17 protein-coding genes are annotated in these 19,533 nt (G+C 69.2%); 6 read left to right on the top strand and 11 right to left on the bottom strand.

Annotation, left to right across the window (positions count from 1 at the left end):
- Positions 1-78 precede the first annotated feature (78 nt).
- From FHR72_RS06375 to FHR72_RS06340, 8 genes are all read right to left on the bottom strand, one after another.
- The gene (locus FHR72_RS06375; protein ID WP_183467082.1) at positions 79-1,908 is read right to left on the bottom strand and encodes an alpha/beta hydrolase family protein; all 1,830 of its coding nucleotides are present in this window, start codon (positions 1,906-1,908) and stop codon (positions 79-81) included.
- Positions 1,909-1,978: 70 nt separating this feature from the next.
- The gene (locus FHR72_RS06370; protein ID WP_183467081.1) at positions 1,979-3,715 is read right to left on the bottom strand and encodes an alpha/beta hydrolase; all 1,737 of its coding nucleotides are present in this window, start codon (positions 3,713-3,715) and stop codon (positions 1,979-1,981) included.
- A gap of 403 nt (positions 3,716-4,118) precedes the next feature.
- Positions 4,119-5,201 carry an ABC transporter ATP-binding protein gene (locus FHR72_RS06365; RefSeq protein ID WP_183467080.1) on the bottom strand — a complete coding sequence of 361 codons (1,083 nt, stop codon included), beginning with the start codon at positions 5,199-5,201 and terminating at the stop codon, positions 4,119-4,121.
- 216 nt (positions 5,202-5,417) lie between these two features.
- Positions 5,418-5,810, bottom strand: a complete 393-nt coding sequence (rplL, locus tag FHR72_RS06360) for a 50S ribosomal protein L7/L12 (protein ID WP_183467079.1) — start codon at positions 5,808-5,810, stop codon at positions 5,418-5,420.
- Positions 5,811-5,849: 39 nt separating this feature from the next.
- A complete protein-coding gene (rplJ, locus tag FHR72_RS06355) occupies positions 5,850-6,389 on the bottom strand; it encodes a 50S ribosomal protein L10 (RefSeq protein WP_183467078.1) in 540 nt (179 codons plus the stop codon).
- 258 nt (positions 6,390-6,647) lie between these two features.
- Entirely contained in the window at positions 6,648-7,556 is a 909-nt protein-coding gene (locus FHR72_RS06350; protein WP_183467077.1) for an ROK family protein, read from the bottom strand.
- A gap of 16 nt (positions 7,557-7,572) precedes the next feature.
- On the bottom strand, positions 7,573-8,172 hold the full coding sequence (locus FHR72_RS06345; protein ID WP_183467076.1) for a DUF7158 domain-containing protein: 600 nt from the start codon (positions 8,170-8,172) through the stop codon (positions 7,573-7,575).
- The gene (locus FHR72_RS06340; RefSeq protein ID WP_183467075.1) at positions 8,169-12,299 is read right to left on the bottom strand and encodes a glycoside hydrolase family 38 N-terminal domain-containing protein; all 4,131 of its coding nucleotides are present in this window, start codon (positions 12,297-12,299) and stop codon (positions 8,169-8,171) included. Before FHR72_RS06340 ends, FHR72_RS06345 begins: the two co-directional genes overlap by 4 nt.
- A gap of 121 nt (positions 12,300-12,420) precedes the next feature.
- Between FHR72_RS06340 and FHR72_RS06335 the strand changes: the two genes are divergently transcribed.
- On the top strand, positions 12,421-12,762 hold the full coding sequence (locus FHR72_RS06335; RefSeq protein ID WP_183467074.1) for a hypothetical protein: 342 nt from the start codon (positions 12,421-12,423) through the stop codon (positions 12,760-12,762).
- 15 nt (positions 12,763-12,777) lie between these two features.
- Here the strand turns inward: FHR72_RS06335 and FHR72_RS06330 are convergent, their stop codons facing one another.
- Positions 12,778-13,728, bottom strand: coding sequence for a helix-turn-helix transcriptional regulator (locus tag FHR72_RS06330; RefSeq protein WP_183467073.1), 951 nt, complete (start codon positions 13,726-13,728; stop codon positions 12,778-12,780).
- 62 nt (positions 13,729-13,790) lie between these two features.
- On the opposite strand from FHR72_RS06330, the gene FHR72_RS06325 reads away from it, so the two are divergent.
- Together FHR72_RS06325 and FHR72_RS06320 are read left to right on the top strand one after the other, a co-directional pair.
- On the top strand, positions 13,791-14,321 hold the full coding sequence (locus FHR72_RS06325) for a DinB family protein (RefSeq protein WP_183467072.1): 531 nt from the start codon (positions 13,791-13,793) through the stop codon (positions 14,319-14,321).
- A 1-nt stretch (position 14,322) separates the two neighbouring features.
- Positions 14,323-14,922, top strand: a complete 600-nt coding sequence (locus FHR72_RS06320; protein WP_183467071.1) for a DinB family protein — start codon at positions 14,323-14,325, stop codon at positions 14,920-14,922.
- An 81-nt stretch (positions 14,923-15,003) separates the two neighbouring features.
- Here the strand turns inward: FHR72_RS06320 and FHR72_RS06315 are convergent, their stop codons facing one another.
- A complete protein-coding gene (locus FHR72_RS06315) occupies positions 15,004-15,303 on the bottom strand; it encodes a hypothetical protein (RefSeq protein ID WP_183467070.1) in 300 nt (99 codons plus the stop codon).
- 192 nt (positions 15,304-15,495) lie between these two features.
- Positions 15,496-16,104, bottom strand: coding sequence for a TetR/AcrR family transcriptional regulator (locus FHR72_RS06310; protein WP_183467069.1), 609 nt, complete (start codon positions 16,102-16,104; stop codon positions 15,496-15,498).
- Between the two features lie 93 nt (positions 16,105-16,197).
- Here FHR72_RS06310 and FHR72_RS06305 point away from each other — a divergent pair, with 93 nt between their 5' ends.
- The 3 genes from FHR72_RS06305 to FHR72_RS06295 all read left to right on the top strand — a co-directional run bounded on the left by FHR72_RS06305 (position 16,198) and on the right by FHR72_RS06295 (position 19,533).
- The gene (locus tag FHR72_RS06305) at positions 16,198-17,196 is read left to right on the top strand and encodes an oxygenase MpaB family protein (protein WP_183467068.1); all 999 of its coding nucleotides are present in this window, start codon (positions 16,198-16,200) and stop codon (positions 17,194-17,196) included.
- Between the two features lie 70 nt (positions 17,197-17,266).
- The gene (locus tag FHR72_RS06300) at positions 17,267-18,631 is read left to right on the top strand and encodes an ABC1 kinase family protein (RefSeq protein ID WP_183467067.1); all 1,365 of its coding nucleotides are present in this window, start codon (positions 17,267-17,269) and stop codon (positions 18,629-18,631) included.
- Positions 18,631-19,533: an alpha/beta fold hydrolase gene (locus tag FHR72_RS06295; protein WP_183467066.1), complete on the top strand. Its 903-nt coding sequence runs from the start codon at positions 18,631-18,633 to the stop codon at positions 19,531-19,533. Before FHR72_RS06300 ends, FHR72_RS06295 begins: the two co-directional genes overlap by 1 nt.

Genomic DNA, 19,533 nt, shown 5'->3' with positions numbered 1-19,533 from the left:
ACAGTAGCGCAGGACGGCACATTCCTCAACATCCGGACGGCAGAGCACAAGGGCGCTGGCTGGCGACCCGATCTGTTCTTACGCGACCACACATTGCTGGCCAATAGATTGGCCCGCTTTCGTCCTTCCGTCAAGAGATAGGAGCGTGTCGGGGGCAGAAAACAGTTCCAGCGTCTCCGCTGATCCGGCTGTGCGCTGCACCGGTTCGGCGGCGCAGGTCGCGAAGTCGATGCCGAAGAGGAACTTGGCGCCGAACGTGAAGAGCCAATCGAGGAACGTCACCCGCTCGGTGTCCCCCGGCAGCACCTGGGCGGTCGCAGTCCCGCGGCTGGTCTCGATCTTCAGCACGGCGCCCGGCGCCCCGTAGAAGCCGGACTCCGGGGACGGCGCCGTCTCGGTGAACATGTCGTTGAACCAGGCGGCACTGATCACCTCGGCGGCCTTGACGTTCTCCGGACGCGGCCAGCCCGTGACGAGGTTCATCGCGATCTGCACGAAGACGTTGCCACCGAGCATGGCGTCGCCGTGCGAGCTGTCGGCCAGCTTGACGCCGTTGAAGACGCCGGGCCGCCACTCCTCGAGCGCGGTGTTCGTCGTCCCGGACAGATTCCAGTAGTAGGCCCTCGCAGCGAGGTTGTAGATCGGGAAGTCCGCGGGCAGCTTCGCCAGCGCCTCCGGCGTGACGTCACCGAACCCGACGCCGTCGAGCATGACGACGCCGGCGAGCTTGTCGAACGAGCCGTTCTGCGTCATGAAGCCCGCGGCGCCCGCAGCCAGCCCGCCGCCCGCGCTGTGCCCGGTGAGCCCGATCTTCTCGATCCCGTCCAGCAGCGTGCTGCTGTAACCGGCCGCCAGTGCGCTCTGCGCGAGTGCGGTGTTGCCGTCGGCGAACAGGTCGGCCACCGCCTTGTGCATCGGCGAGCCGCCGACCCAGCAGCCGTCGCAGGCAAGGAAATTCGACGTCAGCGAGGTGGCCACCACGATGCTGTGGGTCGCCTCGGCGAGCCGCGCGGCGGTGTAGCTGTAGAACGGCCCTGCTGCCATGAAGCCGTGCTGGAAGTAGATCAGCCGCGTCGGGGTCGGCCCTTCGGGGACGTACCAGTCCGCAGGGACGTCGTAGCCGTCGCCGCAGTCGATGGTCAGCGACGAGCTGCGCACCGTGACGGTGCTGCCGGCCGGCAGGATCGGCGGGCCGCCGAGCACCCGGATCGCAACCGAATAGATGTTGAAGATAACGGTGCCGATGAGGCTGAGCAGCGTCTGGCGTGCGGGCGCGGCCGCCGCCTCGGACACCGTGTCGAGCGCGCGCAACGTCGCGAGGGGTTTCGAGGTCGACGACGGGGCGATCAGAGCCGCGGGGGTGAGCTCGGCTGTGTCGAGGTTCGACGGGTCCGCGGTGTCGAGGGGGCTCTCGGCGGCGGGAGCCTTCTCGTCGGCCTGCGCCTCGTCGACAGCAATGCCGTCGGCCGGCGCCTCGTCGAATTCGTCGACCGCGGATTGGCCTTCGGGGGCGGCAGGCGCCGGCGCGTCAGCGTCGCTGTTGTCGATGGCGCTGTTGTCGGTGGTGCTGTTGTCGGAAGTGCTGTTGTCGGTGGTGGTGGTGGTGTCGGTGGCGGTGCTGTCGTCGCCGCCGTCCCCGGTGTCCTCCGCGCCGTCGTCGGGCTCGTCGTTCTGTTCGTCGGCCTCGTCGGTGTCTTCGGTGGTGTCGGTGGAGTCGTCGGTCGTATCCGGGGTGTCCGTGCCGTCGGCCGCGGGCGGATCCGTCGACTCGACCTTCGAGGTGGTGTCACCCCCGCCGGTTGCCGCGTCGGGATCTGCGACGGCAACCCCGGCGCCGGCCAGCATCGCCGCCGACACACCCGCGGTGATCACGCCTGCGCCCACCAGAGCCGATAGCCGGTCGACCATCACGACCCCTTCCTCCGAAACCCGGCAAACCGTATCGCGGCACCGCAGGGCCGGGAGCGCTTTGCCCGAATCAGACGCCGAGGGCGTTCAGGCGTGCCGCTTTCGCGTTCGGCGACGCCGAGCAGGCCGATCCCGGGCGGTCGTCCACGCAAACGTCGGCCGCGCCGGTTCCGGACGCCGACACCACGGTGACCGAGGTCGTGCGCGCCCCCGTGAGCATGCCCGCGGCGATGTTCGCCGCGGATCCCGACGAGCCGTAGAGCCGGGGGGTATGGGTGCCGTTGAGCATGTCGCCGATCCACCCCGACGCCAGGACCTGGTTGATCGCGATGTTGAACGGCGAGGAGAATCCGGTCGCAAAGTATGCGGCGAGCTGTACCAGCATGCTGCAGCTCTGCATGGAGTCCGAGTGCCGTCCCCCGACGATCACGATGCCGGTGAACGCGTCGGGGCGTTCCTGTTCGAGACGGCGGGTCGCATCCCCGAACCTGTTCCAGGTGTCGGGATCCGCGGCGAGGTTGTAGACCGGGATGGAGTCGGGGATCTTCGCCAGATCCGCACTCAGGCTGCCGAAGCCGGCTCCGTCGAGCATCACGACCCCGGCCAGGTTGGCCCCGAGACCGCGTTCGACCATGTAGCGCGCGGTGCCGACCACCAGCCCGCCACCCGCCGAATGCCCGGCCAGCACGATCTTGGTCGGAAGGGCCTTGGTGTATCCGGCGGTCCGCGCGCTGGCGGTCAACGCTGCCCGGTCACCGGTGAACAGGTCGGCGATCGCCTGGTGGGTGTGCGACAGCATCAGCGGATAGTTCTCGAGGTCAAAGACGTTCCAGGTCAGCGTCGGGGCGACGACGATGCTGTGTGTCTTCTCGGCCAGGTAGGCCGCGGTGGCACCGTAGAACGCCGACGTCGCGAGCATGCCGTGCTGCAGATAGATGAGGCCCTTGGGTTCGGCGTTGCCCGGCGGGAAGTACCAGTCGACGGGGACGACGACGCCGTTGCCGATCGTCAGCGACGAGCTCTCGACACGCACGCGGCTGCCGAACGGCGGCCGCGCGGGACCGGCGAGGAACTGCATCGCGCCGGTATAGAAGTTGTAGAACGCGGTGCCGATGTCGTTGAGCGTGTCGAGCAGATTCAGCAGGCCCGTCACGATCCCGGGCGACTGCACCGCCGCCGTCTGCATGACCGCGGCACCGGCGCGCGACGAGAGGTCGGTTTCGATGCTCGTCACGAACGGGGACGGAGCCCCGAGGAAGTCGCCGTCGGACGCCGGGTCGTCCGCCAGATCGGTCCCGGTCTCGGGGCCGGTCTCGGTGGCCGGACGGGTCGACTCCTTGGGATCCTGGACGGACTCCTCCTGGCCGTCCTCGACGACCGGGGTGACATCGGTGTCCGTGCCCGCCGGCTCCGTCGCGGGGTTCTCGCCTGCCGGGTCTGACGATCCCTCGTCGGAGTCCGGGTCAACGGTCGGGGTTTCGCCGCCGTCGACCTCCTCAGCATCCTCACCGGCGTCTGCACTGTCCTCGTCAGCGTCGTCGTCAGCGTGCTCGTCAGCGTCGCCGGCGGTGTCGTCCTGATCGTCGGCCTCGGAGTCCGCGCCGCTGCCCTCGGATCCCGACGCATCCGCCTGCTCACCGGCGGAGCCGGACGGCTCATCCCCATCGGAACCTGCGGCCGCCTGGCTCCCGGCGTTCGACGCCGCGCCGTCATCGGCCGCCGCCACACCCGTGCCCGTCAGCATTGCTGCCGACATTCCCCCCGCCAGTACGCCTGCCCCCAACCAGACCCGATAGCGGTCGACCATGTCTCTCCTGGTGTAGTGATCGCGGGGTTCCACCGGGCAGAGGACTTCAACCTGGGCTTTTCCGCACGGACGCGCGATTCTGGCAAACTGTATAGCCAGTCAGACCAAAGTTCAAGATCGAACGAGACGAAATTGACGTCAGCGCCGGAGCTGCTCAAAGGGACTGTTCGCGGACAACGCAATGACCTTGGTAAAGAACACGTTCCAGTTTTGCTAGGCACTGCAAAAGAATTTCCGTACGCAGGTGCCTAGGTTCAGCAACGGCAGTCACAATATTCCCACTGATTTCACCATGTCACGGAACGCCTGGCATCCGGCGTTGCTGAATTCGCGCTGCCGGGGCACAGACGACAACACCGCCCGGCAGTGCCGGGCGGTGTCAGGGGTGTCGGTGGGTGAGAGCTCAGCGCTCGCCGCTGACCGGGATACGCCCGGTCGGGGTCTCGTCGTCGTGACGCTGGTGCGGCGTGGTTGTCTCGCCGCCGTAGCCGTTCGCCGAGTTCTTGTTGGTGCCGTCGAGATCCGCGCGGATCGCTTCCTGTGCAGCCGGCGGCAGCGTGTGCATGATCTCGCGGACACGGGCCTGCCGACGCCCGACGGCCTTGCGCTCGGGCATACCGGGGGTCGCCATGACCTGCGGCGGCACGCCCTCGATCTCTTCGGTGCCACCGTCATGGTGACCGGCGTCGACCATGGCCTGCTCTTCGGCCATCGTCGACTCGTCCTTCTCCTCGGACATACCGATCGGCCCGATTCGGCGGCCGTTGAGGAACTGCTTGACGACGGGCTCGTCGCTGGTGAGCAGCACCTCGCGAGGACCGAACATCACCAGGTGCTTGCGGAACAGCATGCCCATGTTGTCGGGCACCGTGCGGGCGATGTTGATGTTGTGCGTCACGATGAGGATCGTGCAGTCGATCTGGGCGTTGATGTCGATCAGGAGCTGAGACAGGTAGGCGGTACGCACGGGATCCAGACCGGAGTCCGGCTCGTCGCAGAGGATGATCTGCGGGTCCAGCACCAGCGAGCGGGCCAGGCCTGCGCGCTTGCGCATACCGCCGGAGATCTCACCCGGGAACTTGTCCTCGTCACCGCCCAGACCCACCAGGTCGAGCTTCTCCATGACGATCTGGCGGATCTCCGATTCCTTCTTCTTCGTGTGCTCACGAAGCGGGAACGCGGTGTTGTCGTACAGGCTCATGGATCCGAACAGCGCGCCGTCCTGGAACATCACGCCGAACAGCGTGCGGATCTCGTAGAGCTCCTTGGCCGAGCACTCGATGATGTTCGTGCCGTCGACGACGATCTTGCCGCGCTCGGGCCGCAGCAGCCCGATCAGCGACTTCAGGAACACCGACTTGCCGGTACCCGACGGGCCGAGGAGAACACTGACCTCACCTGCGGGCAGATCGAAGGTGACGTCCTCCCAGATTCGCTGGGATCCGAAGGACTTGGTCAGCCCCTCCACCTGAATGCCGATACCCACGCGAAATCCTCTCGCCAACGCCGAACGCTTCGTCACAGGTACCCCGCCTGTGGCTTGAGTCACTGTAACCTACCCGCCCGCAGCGCCACACACGGTCTGCGAACACAGTGAGAACAGTGCGACGCACATTCTGACAGAAAAAACGGCGGGGCCGGTCTGTTTGCCAGACCGGCCCCACAGCTGACGTCGGCGGTTGAAGCCGACGACAATGTCGTCTTACTTGACGGACACCGAAGCGCCGGCGGCCTCGAGCTTGGCCTTGGCGTCGTCGGCGGCTTCCTTGTTGACCTTCTCCAGCAGCGGCTTGGGCGCGCTGTCGACGAGATCCTTGGCTTCCTTCAGGCCCAGGCCCGAGACGATCTCGCGGACGACCTTGATGACGCCGATCTTCTTCTCGCCGGCGGCCTCGAGGATGACGTCGAACTCCGACTGCTCCTCGGCGGCCTCGGCCGGGGCACCACCGGCGGCGGGGCCGGCAGCGGCGACGGCGACGGGCGCCGCGGCGGTGACGTCGAAGGTCTCCTCGAACTGCTTCACGAACTCCGAGAGCTCGAGCAGGGTCATTTCCTTGAACGCGTCGAGCAGTTCGTCGGTGGACAGCTTGGCCATGTGATGGTCCTTCCTAGTTACTTCTTGGTTGGTATGGGGTTATGCGGCGGGCGCGGAGTCGTCCGAGCCGGCCTTCTTCTCTTGCAGAGCTGCGGCCAGGCGAGCGATCTGAGACGCGGGAGCTGCGAACAGCGCCGCGGTCTGGGATTGCTTCGCCTTCATCGCGCCGGCCAGCTTGGACAGCAGAACCTCGCGCGATTCGAGGTCGGCGATCTTCTCGACCTCGGCGACGGACAGTGCGCGACCGTCCATGTAGCCGCCCTTGACGATCAGCGCCTTGTTGTCCTTGGCGAACTTCTTGATCGCCTTGGCAGCGTCGACCGGCTCACCCTCGATGAACGCGATGGCCGTCGGGCCGGCGAAGAGCTCGTCGAGCCCCTCGATGCCGGCTTCGGCTGCCGCACGCTTCACCAGGGTGTTCTTGGCAACGGTGTAGGTCGTGGATGTCCCCAGCGACCTACGCAGCTCGGCAAGGTGGGACACCGTCAGGCCGCGGTACTCGGTGACGACGGTGGCCGTCGACTCCTTGAACTTCTCGGCGATGTCGGCGACCGCGGTGGCCTTGTCAGCCTTGGCCATGCTTGCCTCCTCGTGATGGTTGGGATGTCCACCAACGACGACGGAAACGAGGGGCCGGAAATGACGAACGCCCCGACGCAGACAGGTCGGGGCGCACTTCTCGATAAGCGCTGAGCACGTGTGACACGTACTGGCCTCGTCCTCCTGCGTGGGCCGCCGGGGAATCCCGGACCTTCAACCGATTCACGAGCGACGAGCGCTCATCGGTGACCGACGGTCTTCGGTGGAACCCGGAAAGAATAGCGCGTCGCGGCCCGATCAGCCAAAACGCGCCAGCGCGGCAGCACCGACCAGGCCGGCGTCCCCACCGAGTTCGGCGGGCACCACGCGCAGACCCCGGATGAAGTCCAGCCCGGCGTACGCGGCAAGCGCCTCGCGCAGCGGCTCGAACAGTATCGCCCCCGCCCTGGAGACCCCACCGCCGACGACGACAAGGTCCAGGTCGCACACCGCGGCCACCGACGCGATCATCCGCGCGAGCGCGTCGCCTCCGCGGTGGAACGCCTGCCGCGCCACCGCGTCGCCGCGCGCGGCCGCCTCGGCGAGTTCCTTCGCATCGGCGCCGGGTGGCGCGACCCACCCCTGCTCGCGGGCCCACTGCGCCAGGTGCGGACCCGAGGCGACGGTCTCGATGCACCCGTGTCCACCGCAGGTGCACAACGCGCCATCCGGTTCGACGACGACGTGACCGACATGGCCCGCATTGCCCGTCCTGCCGTGGAACGGCACACCGTCGGCGACGAGGCCCCCGCCGATCCCCGTCGACACCACCATCCCCAACAGGTGACCCGCCCCGCGTCCGGCGCCACGCCACCACTCCCCCAGGGCCATGCACAGTCCGTCGCCGCCGAGCAGCACGGGAAGCCCGGTGACCGCGGCCGCCCGCTCCACGATCGGAAAGCGTTGCCATTCGACGATGTTGATCGGACTGACGGTGCCGTTCGGCACGTCGATCGGACCCGCCGAGCCGATGCCGACACCTCCGACCGGTCCGTCGGCCTCGGCCAGGGTGTCGGTCAGCAGCGCCGCGGCCGTGGCCCACACCGTGTCGGCGTCCCCGTCGGGTGTCGGCAGCTGACGGCGGTGCGCGAGCGTCCCGTCGGCGCGCACGAGGCCTGCGGCGATCTTCGTACCGCCCACATCCAGCGCCAGCGTGAGATCGCTCATCGGGACCCTCGCTTCCTCAGTGCCTGTGGGTGTTGTCGGGCTGCCTCGGGTCCCCCGGATGCTCGTAACCGGGGGCCGGCGTGGCCAGCGTGGCGCACCGGGCATCGAGCCAGCGGCGGTAGGTGCGGCGGCGGGCGGCGGCGAGCAGGTGCGCATGGATCGTGTCGCGCACCTCGTCGAACGTCGGAGCGGGCGCTGAGGCCTGCCACCCTCCTGGCCCGGCCGTGGCGACGGCGAACCGCTTCGGGTTGCGCACGTAATAGTCGGCGACGGCCTCGGCGGGCACGACGACCTCTGCGGTCACGGTGGCGTAGACCGCGCGGGCGTGCGATGTCGCGAGAGTTGCCGCCGCGATGCTGCCGACCTCCATGCGCGCCACGGCGTCGGGCAGCAGGTCGTCCTCCGTCGGCAGGCACGCCCCGTCGGCGGGCACCGCGGCGACGACCCGTTCGGCGATGAGCAGCTGGGTCAGCCAGCGGCGCAGCTGCCGCGCTTCGCTGGTACCCGGACGCGGCAGCGCATGCCCGCCGCCACCGGCCCTGAGGGCGCGTTCGCGGGCGTCGACCTCGGCGACCGTGACGACCTCCGCGCCGACCGTCGCCGCCACGGCGCTCATCGCACGACCACCGGCACGCACTCCGAGTAGCGCAGTGCGCCCGCGCACGCCACGCGAACCAGTGCCCACCAGCGTCCCGGCTCGGTCCAGGGCGGCGGTGCGACCTCGAACCTCAGCTCGACGGTTCCCCGCGCGGGCACGATGCCGCCGACGATGTTGGGGCTCAACCATTCCCACGTGCCCCAGGGTGAGATGACGTGGGCCTCCACGGTCAGATCGGCGTACGCGTCGGTGCCGACGGTAACGCTGAGCCGGGCGATCTCCCCGGCCGCGATGTCGACAGGGTGCGGGTCGTGCACCACGCGCAGCAGAACGTCGTCGTGCCGGCCGACCGACAGCACGGCGACGTCTTCGACGGTTTGATGCCACGACGCCGGGATGGCGGCGCCCGTGGCTGCCAGCTCGGCGAGCACCGGATACAGGCCGGGCGCAGCGCCCTCGGGCACCCCCAGCTCCACCGCCGACTCCAGATGACCGCCGGGCGGCAGCACGAACGGGAGCTCGTCCACGCTGATCCCCCACCCGGGCGGCCCCACCAACCGCACCCGGCCGTGCACGGCAGTACCGGTGGCGTCGCTGGCGGCGGTGAGCCGTAACCCGACGGTGTCGCCGCCCTCGGCGACACGACGGTGTGGATGCAGATGGGCCACGACGGGCAGACCGCCCAGCGGCGCCGGCCCGCGGTTGTGCAGCCAGTATCTGGCATAGAGGGGTTGCACCGGCTCCGCGTCGGGGGCCAGCGACACCTGCTCGGCGTCATGCACCCGCGGGAGGTTGAGTTGTGTTCGCAGCGTGCACATCTCATATCCGTGCAGGCGCGCCACCCCGGAGCTCTCGGCGAGGGGTTCCTCGATCAGGTCGAGGTGTTGGGTGTGCGAGATGTCGCGCAGCCCCGACTGCACCGAGGCTTCCGTGGCGCGCCCCAGGGTCTCGACGATGCGGATCGCCACCCCGCGCGACGGATCCGCCGCCACGGCGCTGGCGCTCGCAGTCGGGTTGCCGAGCGCTTTGACGGCCCCGATCCGCACGGCCCGCTCGGGGTGCACCTCCAGCAGGGAGCCCCACGGCGGAAGACCGCCGCTCTGCGCGTCGTGGTGGGCCACCACGGCGGTCAACGGCTGGTTGAATTCGGCACTGCGGGCAGGCATCTGAGCGTCGCGCCAGTCACCGTCGGCCGCGACCACGGCATAGTCGAACGTGTGCGTCCAATGCTGGAGCTGGAAGTTCGACCCGTCGGGTACGGTGCGGCACGGTGGGTCGATCCAGGTTCCCGAGGGCCAGCCCGTGCACGAGCGCATCAGCGAGGTGTGCAGGGTTCCGTCGGACTCCACGGCGAAGCCGGGCACCCCGCGGTTGACCACCGCGACCGTGCGGGCTTCGAACGGTTCGTCGGCGTCCTGGTCGACGAACACCTCGGCGTCGGCCAGATCGTCGATCAGCGCGGCAAGCGCGTTCGTCGCATCGCCGTCCGCGCCGACGACCAGGACGGGCAGCGCCGCGGGGTCGCGCAGGTCGGCGCCGGGTACCCACACCTCACGCAGTGGCGCGGTGGCGGAAACCCACGCGCGATCCCCGGCCGGTCTGTTACCGAGAATCGTTGCAGTGAACGCGTTCTCATGACGACCGCCGATGCTGATCCGCAGGTCCGGCAGATTGGAGTCGACTGACAGGTCACCGTAGCGAGGGGCACCCGCCGCCGTGCAGGTCGCGGTCACCCCGGCCCGTGCCAGCGCTGCCACCAGCTCGCGGACCTCGGGCTCGGCGCCGGTCGGTGAGATGACCTCGGCCACGGACACCGCCCGCGCGGCGCCTCCTCGGAAACGGATCCGCACCGCCGACGACAGACCGAACCAGCCGTAGGCGGGGTTGTCCAGGGTGTAGGGAAAGGCTGCGGTGTCGACGGATTCACCGGAGTCCCGGTCGTGCAGGAGGGCGAACCCGCGCCCGATCACCGCGTTGCCGACCTCGCTGACCGGCATCGCCCCGGGCACCGGACACGGCCAGCGCAGCCGAAGCAGGCGGTCGGCGCCGGTGAACTCGTCGACGACGGTTCGGCAGTCCACCCGGTCGACGCCGTGCCACAGCGTCACGGTCTGGGTGTACCGCAGCAGTCCGGGGATTTCGCCGGTGACGACGAGCCGCTCCCCGAGTGCGCAGCGGTAGGCCCGCACCGACGAGGCGGGATGCTGCGACGACGTGACCACAGGACCTTTCGGCAGCAGATGCCACGGACCTTCGCCGGCGGCGGGGTGGGCGGAGTACTCCTCGTAGACGGCCAGCTCGTTGCCCACGCGCCCGTCGGCGAGGAGCTCCCGCCCGCCCGTCGACAGCGAGCTCACCGCACCGCCCCGGGCGGGATCGGCACGTACGCGGTAGCAATCGTTCGCGATGGTGTTGCCGTCCAACGGTTCCCACCCCAGTGTCGGCTCGCCGGCAATCAGGCGGTAGGAACGCCAGCCCAGCGAGGCGACGTCACGCGCCAGCCACGTCAACGACCGTCCGCCGTGCCCGGCGAGCACCGCGACATCGCATCCCTCGTGGTCGACCACGCGCCCTGCGAAGCCCTCCGGCAGGTGCACGGTCACCATGTCGGAACGCTTGTGCGCCAGCGGGTTCCACACCGTCACCGTTCCGTCGACAGCCCCCGACAGCAGCTCCAGTGCGCGGGCTCGGGCGCCGCTGCCGAGTTGCCACGCGTCGCGCCAGCCGGTGAGCAGATCGAGGTACACCTGATCGGACTCCGACCCGGTGATCGCGTCGTGGTGGGCCCCGTAGACCAGCTGCGCCCACGACTTCGCCAGCGCGGCCTCCGGATAGGTGGCACCGGTCAGTAGACCCGCGAACACGGCGTACTGCTCGGCCTCCAGCGTGGCGACCTCCGCGGCCCGGTTCGCCTGCTTGGTGTCGATGTAGGAGACGTCCTTGCCGGTGTAGATCGGGTTCATGTCCCGCGTCTGCGGGGACGGACGGGCACCGCGCTCGGCGAGTTCGGCGCGGACGGCGGCGAAGAACTCGCGGGGCAGCGCGCAGACGAACCGCGGCCACGTGTAGCGGGCGTTCCAGTCGCGGTGGATGTCGGTGACCCACTTGTTCGGCGGCGTGTAGTCGGTGCCCACCGGCAGAAGCACGTTGCGTGTCAACGCAACTCGCTTCATCTTCGTGAACAGCGCGTAGGTGGCGTCCTCGGCCTCGCGCAGCGACGCCGCGGAATCCATCCACCACCCCGCCGCGTAATGGGCGGGCATGTAGTGGGTCAGCAGTCCGCGGCCCGAGGGCGCCATCCACTCGAACTCGCTGGCGAACTGCATCCGTTCGGGGTCGCCGTCGCCCGCCATCGGCCCCCACTGGTGGTGCGGACCCCGCGCCCACGAGCTCGAGGTCAGTCCGGCGTCGGCGGCCATGCCCGGGAACTGCGGATCGTGGCCGAAGGCGTCCAGTTGCCAGGCGGTGGCCGGCTCGGCGCCGAGCACGTGCCGTTGGAAACCGATGCCGTGCACGAAGTTCCGGATGGTCGTCTCGGGGTTCGTCAGGTTCGTGTTCGGCTCGTTGTAGGTGCCGCCCATGATCTCCACGCGACCCTCGCGGATCAGCCGTCGCAGGTCGTCGCGCTCCCACGGATGGGTGTCCCAGAACGGCTTGAGATAGTCGACCTCGGCCAGGACGAATCTGTATTCGGGCTCCCTGCGCGCCATCTCGAGGTGCGCGCTGACAAGCTCGAAGCCGTTGGTCTGGCGGCACTGCCCGGGCGGATCCTCGGTCCACAGGCTCGTGTAGGCCGCCTGGGTGTTCCACCACACCGGGTCGTAGTGGAAGTGGCTGACCATGTACATCGTCCAGCCGGGCTCGGCGACGGTGAAGTCGAACGCGAATCTGGCCGATGTGCCGTCGTCGGTCGCCACGACCGCTGCGCGTCGCTCGCCCACGACGGGGTCGGTGACCTCCACCGCGATCTCGACCGAGGCCCCGTCCGGCTGCGCGACGGCCTCGCCGATCGTGGCGAGGCCGGGGCCGTCGACGCGCACCGGGGTCGGGGCGGTGCACCCGCGGTAGTCGACCCTGACCACCTGCCGCGGCGCGTCCGGCGGTCCGGTGAACAACTCGGTCGACTCGGCGGACATGACCTCCACGTCAGAACCGTACGGCCTCTCCAGCCGGAGAGGGGCCCCTTGTGCGACCCGAGATGTGTGACAGCATCGCCCTCAGCACGACGACGACACACGACCTGCCCGTGAACCAAGGAGATTTCCGATGAGTGCCCCCGCCCCGATCCTCGTCCGCAGCGCGAAAACGCTGGGCATCGCCGGTTTCGGGGCGGCCGTGCTGATCGGGCTCGGCAGCGGGACGGCGAGCGCGGACGTCGAGGAGGTGGGCCCCGGCCCGACGGTGACGAGCCGACAGGCCTCGGAGAACTCCGTCATCCGGATCAACGACTTCGGTATCGCCCGCGGGATCTCCGAAGCACGGGTGGGCGATGCTGGCGTGGTCAACGCTCAGGGCGAGGTCCGCGACTCCACCAAGGCTGTGGTCCGCGGCGGCCCGCGTCCGTTCCGCGGAGGGTTCCCCTCCGGTCCCGCCATCGGCGACTGGTGATCTGAGGCGCCGCGCTCACCGCGCCGCGCGCGCGATCCGGTCGGCGACCACCCGCACCGCCGCGACGACCTCGGGCGGCTCGAGCACCTCGAACGCACATCCCGGCATGGCCAGCCACGGAACCATGCGCTCCGGGTCGTCGGCGCCGACGGTCACGATGCACGCATCGGGCCCGTCCGGTGCGATGTCCGCCGACGCCGCCGAGAACGTCTGTGCCACAACGTCGTGCGGAGCGAAGTAGCGCACCCGGGCCACGTACGGGTAGGGCGAGGACGTGATGGCGCGCCGAACGTAGGACGCCGCGTCGGGCGCGTCGCGCGGCGTGAAGGTGGAGCCCACCGCACGCACCTGCGACATGCGATCCAGCCGCAGACTGCGCCAATCCGAACGGTCCCGGTCGAAGCACAGCAGATACCAGCGCCGGCCCGTCGTGACCAGTTGATAGGGCTCCAGCCGGCGCTGCGTGACGTTGCCGCGGATATCGACGTATTCGGCGGTGATGTGCTCGCGGTCGCGGCTGGCCCGGGCCAGGGTCATCAGCACGTCGGGCTCGACGGGGGTGTCGGTCGCCGCGCCGAGCGTCACGGTGGCGTCGTGCACGGCCGCCACCTGCGACCGCAGCCGGGCCGGCATGACCTGGTCGAGCTTGCTCAGCGCCCGCAGCGCCGACTCGCCGACGCCGGCCACGCTGCCACCGGCCGCCACCCGCAGGCACACGGCCATGGCCACCGCCTCCTCGGGATCCAGCAGCAGCGGGGGCAGCGCGGCACCCGCACCCAACTGATAGCCACCGCCGTGCCCGGTGCTCGCGTGCACCGGATAGCCGAGCTCCCGCAGTCGGTCGACGTCGCGGCGCACGCTGCGCGTTGTGACGCCGAGTCGGTCCGCGAGGTCCTCACCGCTCCACACCCGGCGGGACTGCAGCAGACCCAGGAGTTGGAGCACGCGGCCTGTCGTTTCGGACATGTCGACAGTCTGCCCGACTTTTAGGACCGAAACTGTCCTCAATGGGTGCCAGAGTGGTCCCCATGAGCAACGGACTGGCCTCTCAACTCGCAGAACAGCTCGACTGGCACTGGTCGGTCCAGCTGCGCCCACGCCTCGACGGGCTCACCGACGACGAGTACTTCTGGGAACCTGTGCCGGGCTGCTGGACCGTCCACCGCGACGGCCGGGTCGACTTCAGCGACCCACCGCCGCAGCCGGATCCCGTCACCACCATCGCCTGGCGGCTCGCGCATGTGATCGTCGGCGTCCTGGCCATGCGAACCCATTCCCACTTCGGCGGCCCACCCGCCGACTACGGCAGCTGGACCTACGCCACCGACGCGGAGACCGCGCTGCGCCAGCTCGACGACGCCTACGCCGGCTGGATGGCAGGTGTGCGCGCCCTCGACGACACCGCCCTGGCCGCGCCGTGCGGTCCGGCCGAGGGCCCCTATGCGGACAAGCCGATGACCGCGCTAGTACTGCACATCAACCGTGAAGTGATCCATCACGGTGCCGAGATCGCTCTGCTTCGTGACCTGTACGTCCACACCACCGATGAGGAGAACTGACATGCCCGCAATGCCCCCACCGATCGCCGACGAGCGCGCCGGGCTCAAGGAGTACCTGGCTGCACAGCAGTACGCGTTCCACGCGATCGCCTTCGGGCTGACCGACGAGCAGGCCCGGTCCGCGCCGACCGTCAGTGCGCTTTCCATCGGTGGGCTCATCAAGCACGTCACCCACTGCCAGCAGGGCTGGATGGAACGCGTGGCGGCCGCGCCGGACCTGTGCGAGAGCGACAAACGGCCGATGGAGGATCAGGCGGCCGACTACGGCGACGAGTTCGTGATGCGCGACGACGAGACGCTCGCTGACGTGCTGGCCGCCTTCGATCGGCAGAACGCCGAGACCATGAGGCTGGTGGAGTCGGTCGATCTCGGCGCGGCGGTGCCGATCCCCCAGCACGTGCCGTGGTTCCCCAAGGACGTGCCGGCGTGGTCGGTGCGCTGGGTCCTATTCCACCTGATCGAGGAGCTCGCCCGGCACGCGGGCCAGGGCGACATCATCCGCGAGAGTATCGACGGCGCAACGCTCTACGAGCTGTTGGCGGGCCTGGAGGGCTGGCCTGCGACGGAATGGCTCACGCCGTTCACGCCCGCCGGGGCCTGAGCCACGAAAAAGGGGCACCTCCGGTGGGAGGTGCCCCTCGGTCGTGCAACACCAGCTACCGGACTCGGTCCGATTGTCCGCTCAGCGGACGTCGACGTAGTAGACGTAGCCGGTGACGGACTGCTGGAAGGTGCGGTCGCCGAAGTGGTCTTGGACGGTGCCGCGGATGGCGCCGCCCTGCTTGACGCTGACCACGCTGGCCTCCGACAGCGGGGCATCGGAGAGGCGGTTGACGACCACCCGGTGGCCCTGCGCTTCGAGCTCGGAGATCGTGGTGTCGGCGCTGCCACCCATCGGGGCGGCCAGCGCCGGTGCGGCCAGTCCCAGCATCCCGGCGGTCAGGGCGGTGGCGGCGGCGGTGGCGAGGGTGAACTTCTTCATGGTCTTGCTCTTCCCTGTATCGGGTCGGAGCCGTGGAGCGGGTCGCGCGGTTTCGACTGTCGGTGTCTTCAGATCGTGGTGATCTGATCTCCTAAACCCGCAGCTCACCCCAATAATTCCACTGGCAGAAATTGACCGGCCGATGGCAGGAAAGTGACCATGCGCCAGGGATTCTGGCGTCGTGCGGCCGCCTCAGCGCAGCACGAGCCCCAGCGCGTGGTCGACGACGGCGTCGAGGTCGTCTCCCAGATTCCCGGCGAGCCACTGCTGCGCGAGTTCGGCCATGGCCCCGGTGTACATGGCGGCGCCGACGGCAGCAGCGACCGGGTCCGAGTCCGGCTGCAGCCGGCCACCCTCGGTCAGCACCGCCTCGCGCAGCAGATCCTGGGTCGCGGCGCGGCGCCGGGTCAGCACGGGGTTGGAGCGGGCGTCGGTGAACAGCACCCTGCCGCGGCGCGGGTCGGCGGAACTGAAGTGCAGGACGGCGGCCATCCCCGCCCGGGTGCGCGCCCGCACCGAATCGTCGGCCCGGGCCATCGCGTCGGCGACGGCCTCGGCGAGCTCGGCGCTGACCTGGTCGTAGACGGCGCCCAGCAGGTCGTCGGTGTCGGTGAAGCTCTCGTAGAAGTACCGGGTGTTCAGCGTGCACTCGCGCGACACCGACCGCACCGACAGCGCGGCCTCCCCGCCGTCGCCGAACAGCCGAAAGGCGGCGTCGACCAGAAGGGCGCGACGTTCGGCGCGCCGGTCGGTGAGCGGCACCCCGGCCCACCGTGTGGGGTTCGTGGCCGCACCGGACATCGCTACAGACTAATTCGCCGCCGCCGAGTTCTGGCCACATCCGTACCCAAACGCTATTCTGGTAACGGCTGTGACCAATCTTTGGAGGCATCGATGTTTCTGCCGCACCAGATCGTCGGGAACGAGTTGACCAAGCGGATCGACTCGGGCATCCGCAAGCACTTCTTCCGCGGCATGGATTTCGCCGGCCCCCTCGGCGACCCTGGCTGGTTCGGCCCCGGCAGCGCCGTCTGGCATGTGCATTCGCACCTGGAGTCGCTGGTGTTCGGCTTGCAGTGCGCGGCCTACCTGGAACGGCTGGACCCGTCCATCTACTGGATGGGCGTCCACCATTCCCGGCTCGTCAAGCCCGAGAGCCGCGCCAACCCGATGCCCGAGATCGACCACAAGGGCGCCGCGGTGCGGCTCGGGCACTCGGTCGCCTTCTTCATCGGGACCGCCTACGGTTCGACGCCGACCGCCGAACGGCTGGCGCAGACGGTGCGCGCGATGCACCACACGATCAAGGGCACCCGTCCGGACGGGGCACGCTACGACGCCGACGACCCCGAGTGGCTGCGCTGGAACTACGCCACCGTGGTGTGGGGCATCGCCACCGCCCACGAGCTCTACCACCCGCAACCGCTGCGCGGCAGGAAACTCGACCGGTACTACGGCGAGTTCGTCCGCGTCGGGCATGCGCTCGGCGGGACCGATCTACCGGCCACCAAGCAGGAGACGCTGGACTGTCTGAAGTCCTACCTTCCGAAGCTCGCCGTCACCTACGGCACGGCGATGGCGACCGGTCCGAACCTCCCGCTGCCCCAGGCCGCGCTGAACTGGGCCGTGCGCGACACCATGCCGCCCTGGGCCAAAGGCCTGATCCAGCACCGGGATCCGAACATCGTCGAGCGCACCGCCCGGCGCGCCGCGGTGTGGTCGGTGATCAACGGCCTGCACGCCGCCTCGGGCGCCATGCCGGAGTTCGAACAGGCCACGGCGCGGGTGGCCGGCGGCGTCGATCCGGAGCTGGCGCCGCACACCCTGCCGACGTACCGGCCGGGCAGCGATCCGGTGCGCACCCGCGCCGAGCTGGAAGACGCCTTCGCCTGATAGCTCGACGCTGTGTGAGCTGGTCCACACGATTTTTCCTTCCCCCCGGCGGTTTTGAGACACTGCGTTCATGAGTTCACCGCGAAAGTCACCACACCGCGAGGTTGCCAGGCTGGACCGGGTCCCCCTTCCGGTCGAGGCAGCCCGCATCGGCGTCACCGGCTGGCAGATAACTCGGACGGGCGCGCGCGTGGTCTCCACGCTGCGTGGGCGCGGCACGCTGCAGCAGAAGGTCGCCAAGCAGATCCCGCAGACCTTCGCCGACCTCGGCCCCACCTACGTGAAGTTCGGGCAGATCATCGCGTCGAGCCCGGGTGCGTTCGGCGAACCGCTCAGCCGCGAGTTCCGCGGACTGCTCGACCGCGTTCCGCCCGCCGACAGCGATGCCGTCCACAAGCTGATCCGTGAGGAACTCGGCGACGATCCGCAGAATCTGTACAAGTCGTTCGACGAGAAGCCGTTCGCGTCCGCGTCCATCGCGCAGGTCCACTACGCGACGCTGCACAGCGGCGAAGAGGTCGTCGTGAAGATCCAGCGGCCCGGGATCCGCCGACGCGTCGCCGCGGACCTGCAGATCCTCAAGCGCGGTGCGCAGCTCGTCGAGCTGGCCAAGCTGGGCCGGCGCCTGTCGGCCCAGGACGTGGTCGCCGACTTCGCCGACAACCTCGCCGAGGAGCTCGACTTCCGGTTGGAGGCGCAGTCGATGGACGCTTGGGTGGCGCACATGCACGCCTCCCCGCTCGGCGAGAACATCCGTGTGCCGCAGGTGTACTGGGACCTGACCAGCGAGCGGGTCCTGACGATGGAGCGCGTGACCGGCGTGCGCATCGACGACGTCGCCGCGATCCGCCAGAAGGGTTTCGACGGCACCGAACTCGTCAAGGCGCTGCTGTTCAGCGTGTTCGAGGGCGGTCTGCGTCACGGCCTGTTCCACGGCGACCTGCACGCGGGCAACCTGTACGTCGACGACGACGGCAAGATCGTGTTCTTCGACTTCGGCATCATGGGCCGCATCGACCCTCGCACGCGGTGGCTGCTGCGCGAACTCGTCCACGCGCTGCTGGTGAAGAAGGACCACGCCGCCGCGGGCAAGATCGTCGTGCTGATGGGCGCGGTCGGCACCATGCGTCCCGAGGCCGAGGCCGCCAAGGATCTGGAGAAGTTCGCGACCCCGCTGACGCTGACGTCGCTGGGCGACCTGAGCTACGCCGAGATCGGCAAGCAGCTCTCCGCGCTCGCCGACGCCTACGACGTGAAACTGCCGCGCGAGCTGGTGCTCATCGGCAAGCAGTTCCTGTATGTGGAGCGCTACATGAAGCTGCTCGCCCCGAAGTGGCAGATGATGAGCGACCCGGCACTCACGGGCTACTTCGCCAACTTCATGGTGGAGGTCACCCGCGAACACAACGCCGCGACCAAGGATCTGGACGCGTAGTGCAGACCAGAGAGGGCATCGCCCCGTCCGGGGAGCTGGAGATCCACTACGAGGACATGGGCGATCCGAACGATCCGGCCGTCCTGCTGATCATGGGCCTGGGCGCGCAATTGTTGTTGTGGCGCAAGGAGTTCTGCGAGAAGCTCGTCGACCAGGGCCTGCGGGTCATCCGGTTCGACAATCGCGACGTCGGCTTGTCGAGCAAGCTGTCGGGCCAGTCGTCGGCGGCGCCGCTGCTGCCCCGCATGGCGCGGTCGTTCGTCGGGCTGCGCAGCCCGGCGCCCTACACGCTCGACGACATGGCCGACGATGCCGCCGCACTGCTCGACCACCTCGACATCGCGCAGGCACACGTTGTCGGAGCGTCCATGGGCGGGATGATCGCCCAGGTCTTCGGCGCCCGCCACCGCACCCGCACCAAGACCCTCGGCGTGATCTTCTCCAGCAACAACCAGGCCGCGTTGCCGCCGCCCGGACACCAGCAGTTGCTCGCGATCCTGCAGAAACCCAAGGGGACGTCGCGCGACGCGATCATCGACAACGCGGTGCGGGTGTCCCGGATCATCGGCAGCCCCGGCTACCCGGCCTCCGAGGACCGGCTGCGTGCCGACGCGATCGAGGGCTACGACCGCAGCTACTACCCCGCGGGCATCGGCAGGCAGTTCGCGGCGATCCTGGGCAGCGGTAGCCTGCGTCGGTACGACCGGCAGATCACCGCGCCGACGGTCGTCATCCACGGCAAGGCCGACAAGCTGATGCGCCCGTCCGGCGGACGGGCGATCGCGCGGGCGATCCCGAACGCCCGGCTGGTGCTGTTCGACGGTATGGGCCACGAGCTGCCGGAACCGCTGTGGGACGACATCGTCGGCGAGCTGAAGACCACCTTCGCCGAAGCCCCCTGA

The organism is Mycolicibacterium iranicum, from assembly GCF_014190915.1.
Taxonomy (GTDB): Bacteria; Actinomycetota; Actinomycetes; order Mycobacteriales; family Mycobacteriaceae; genus Mycobacterium; species Mycobacterium iranicum_B.
This window is presented reverse-complemented; position numbering and strand designations above follow the sequence as displayed.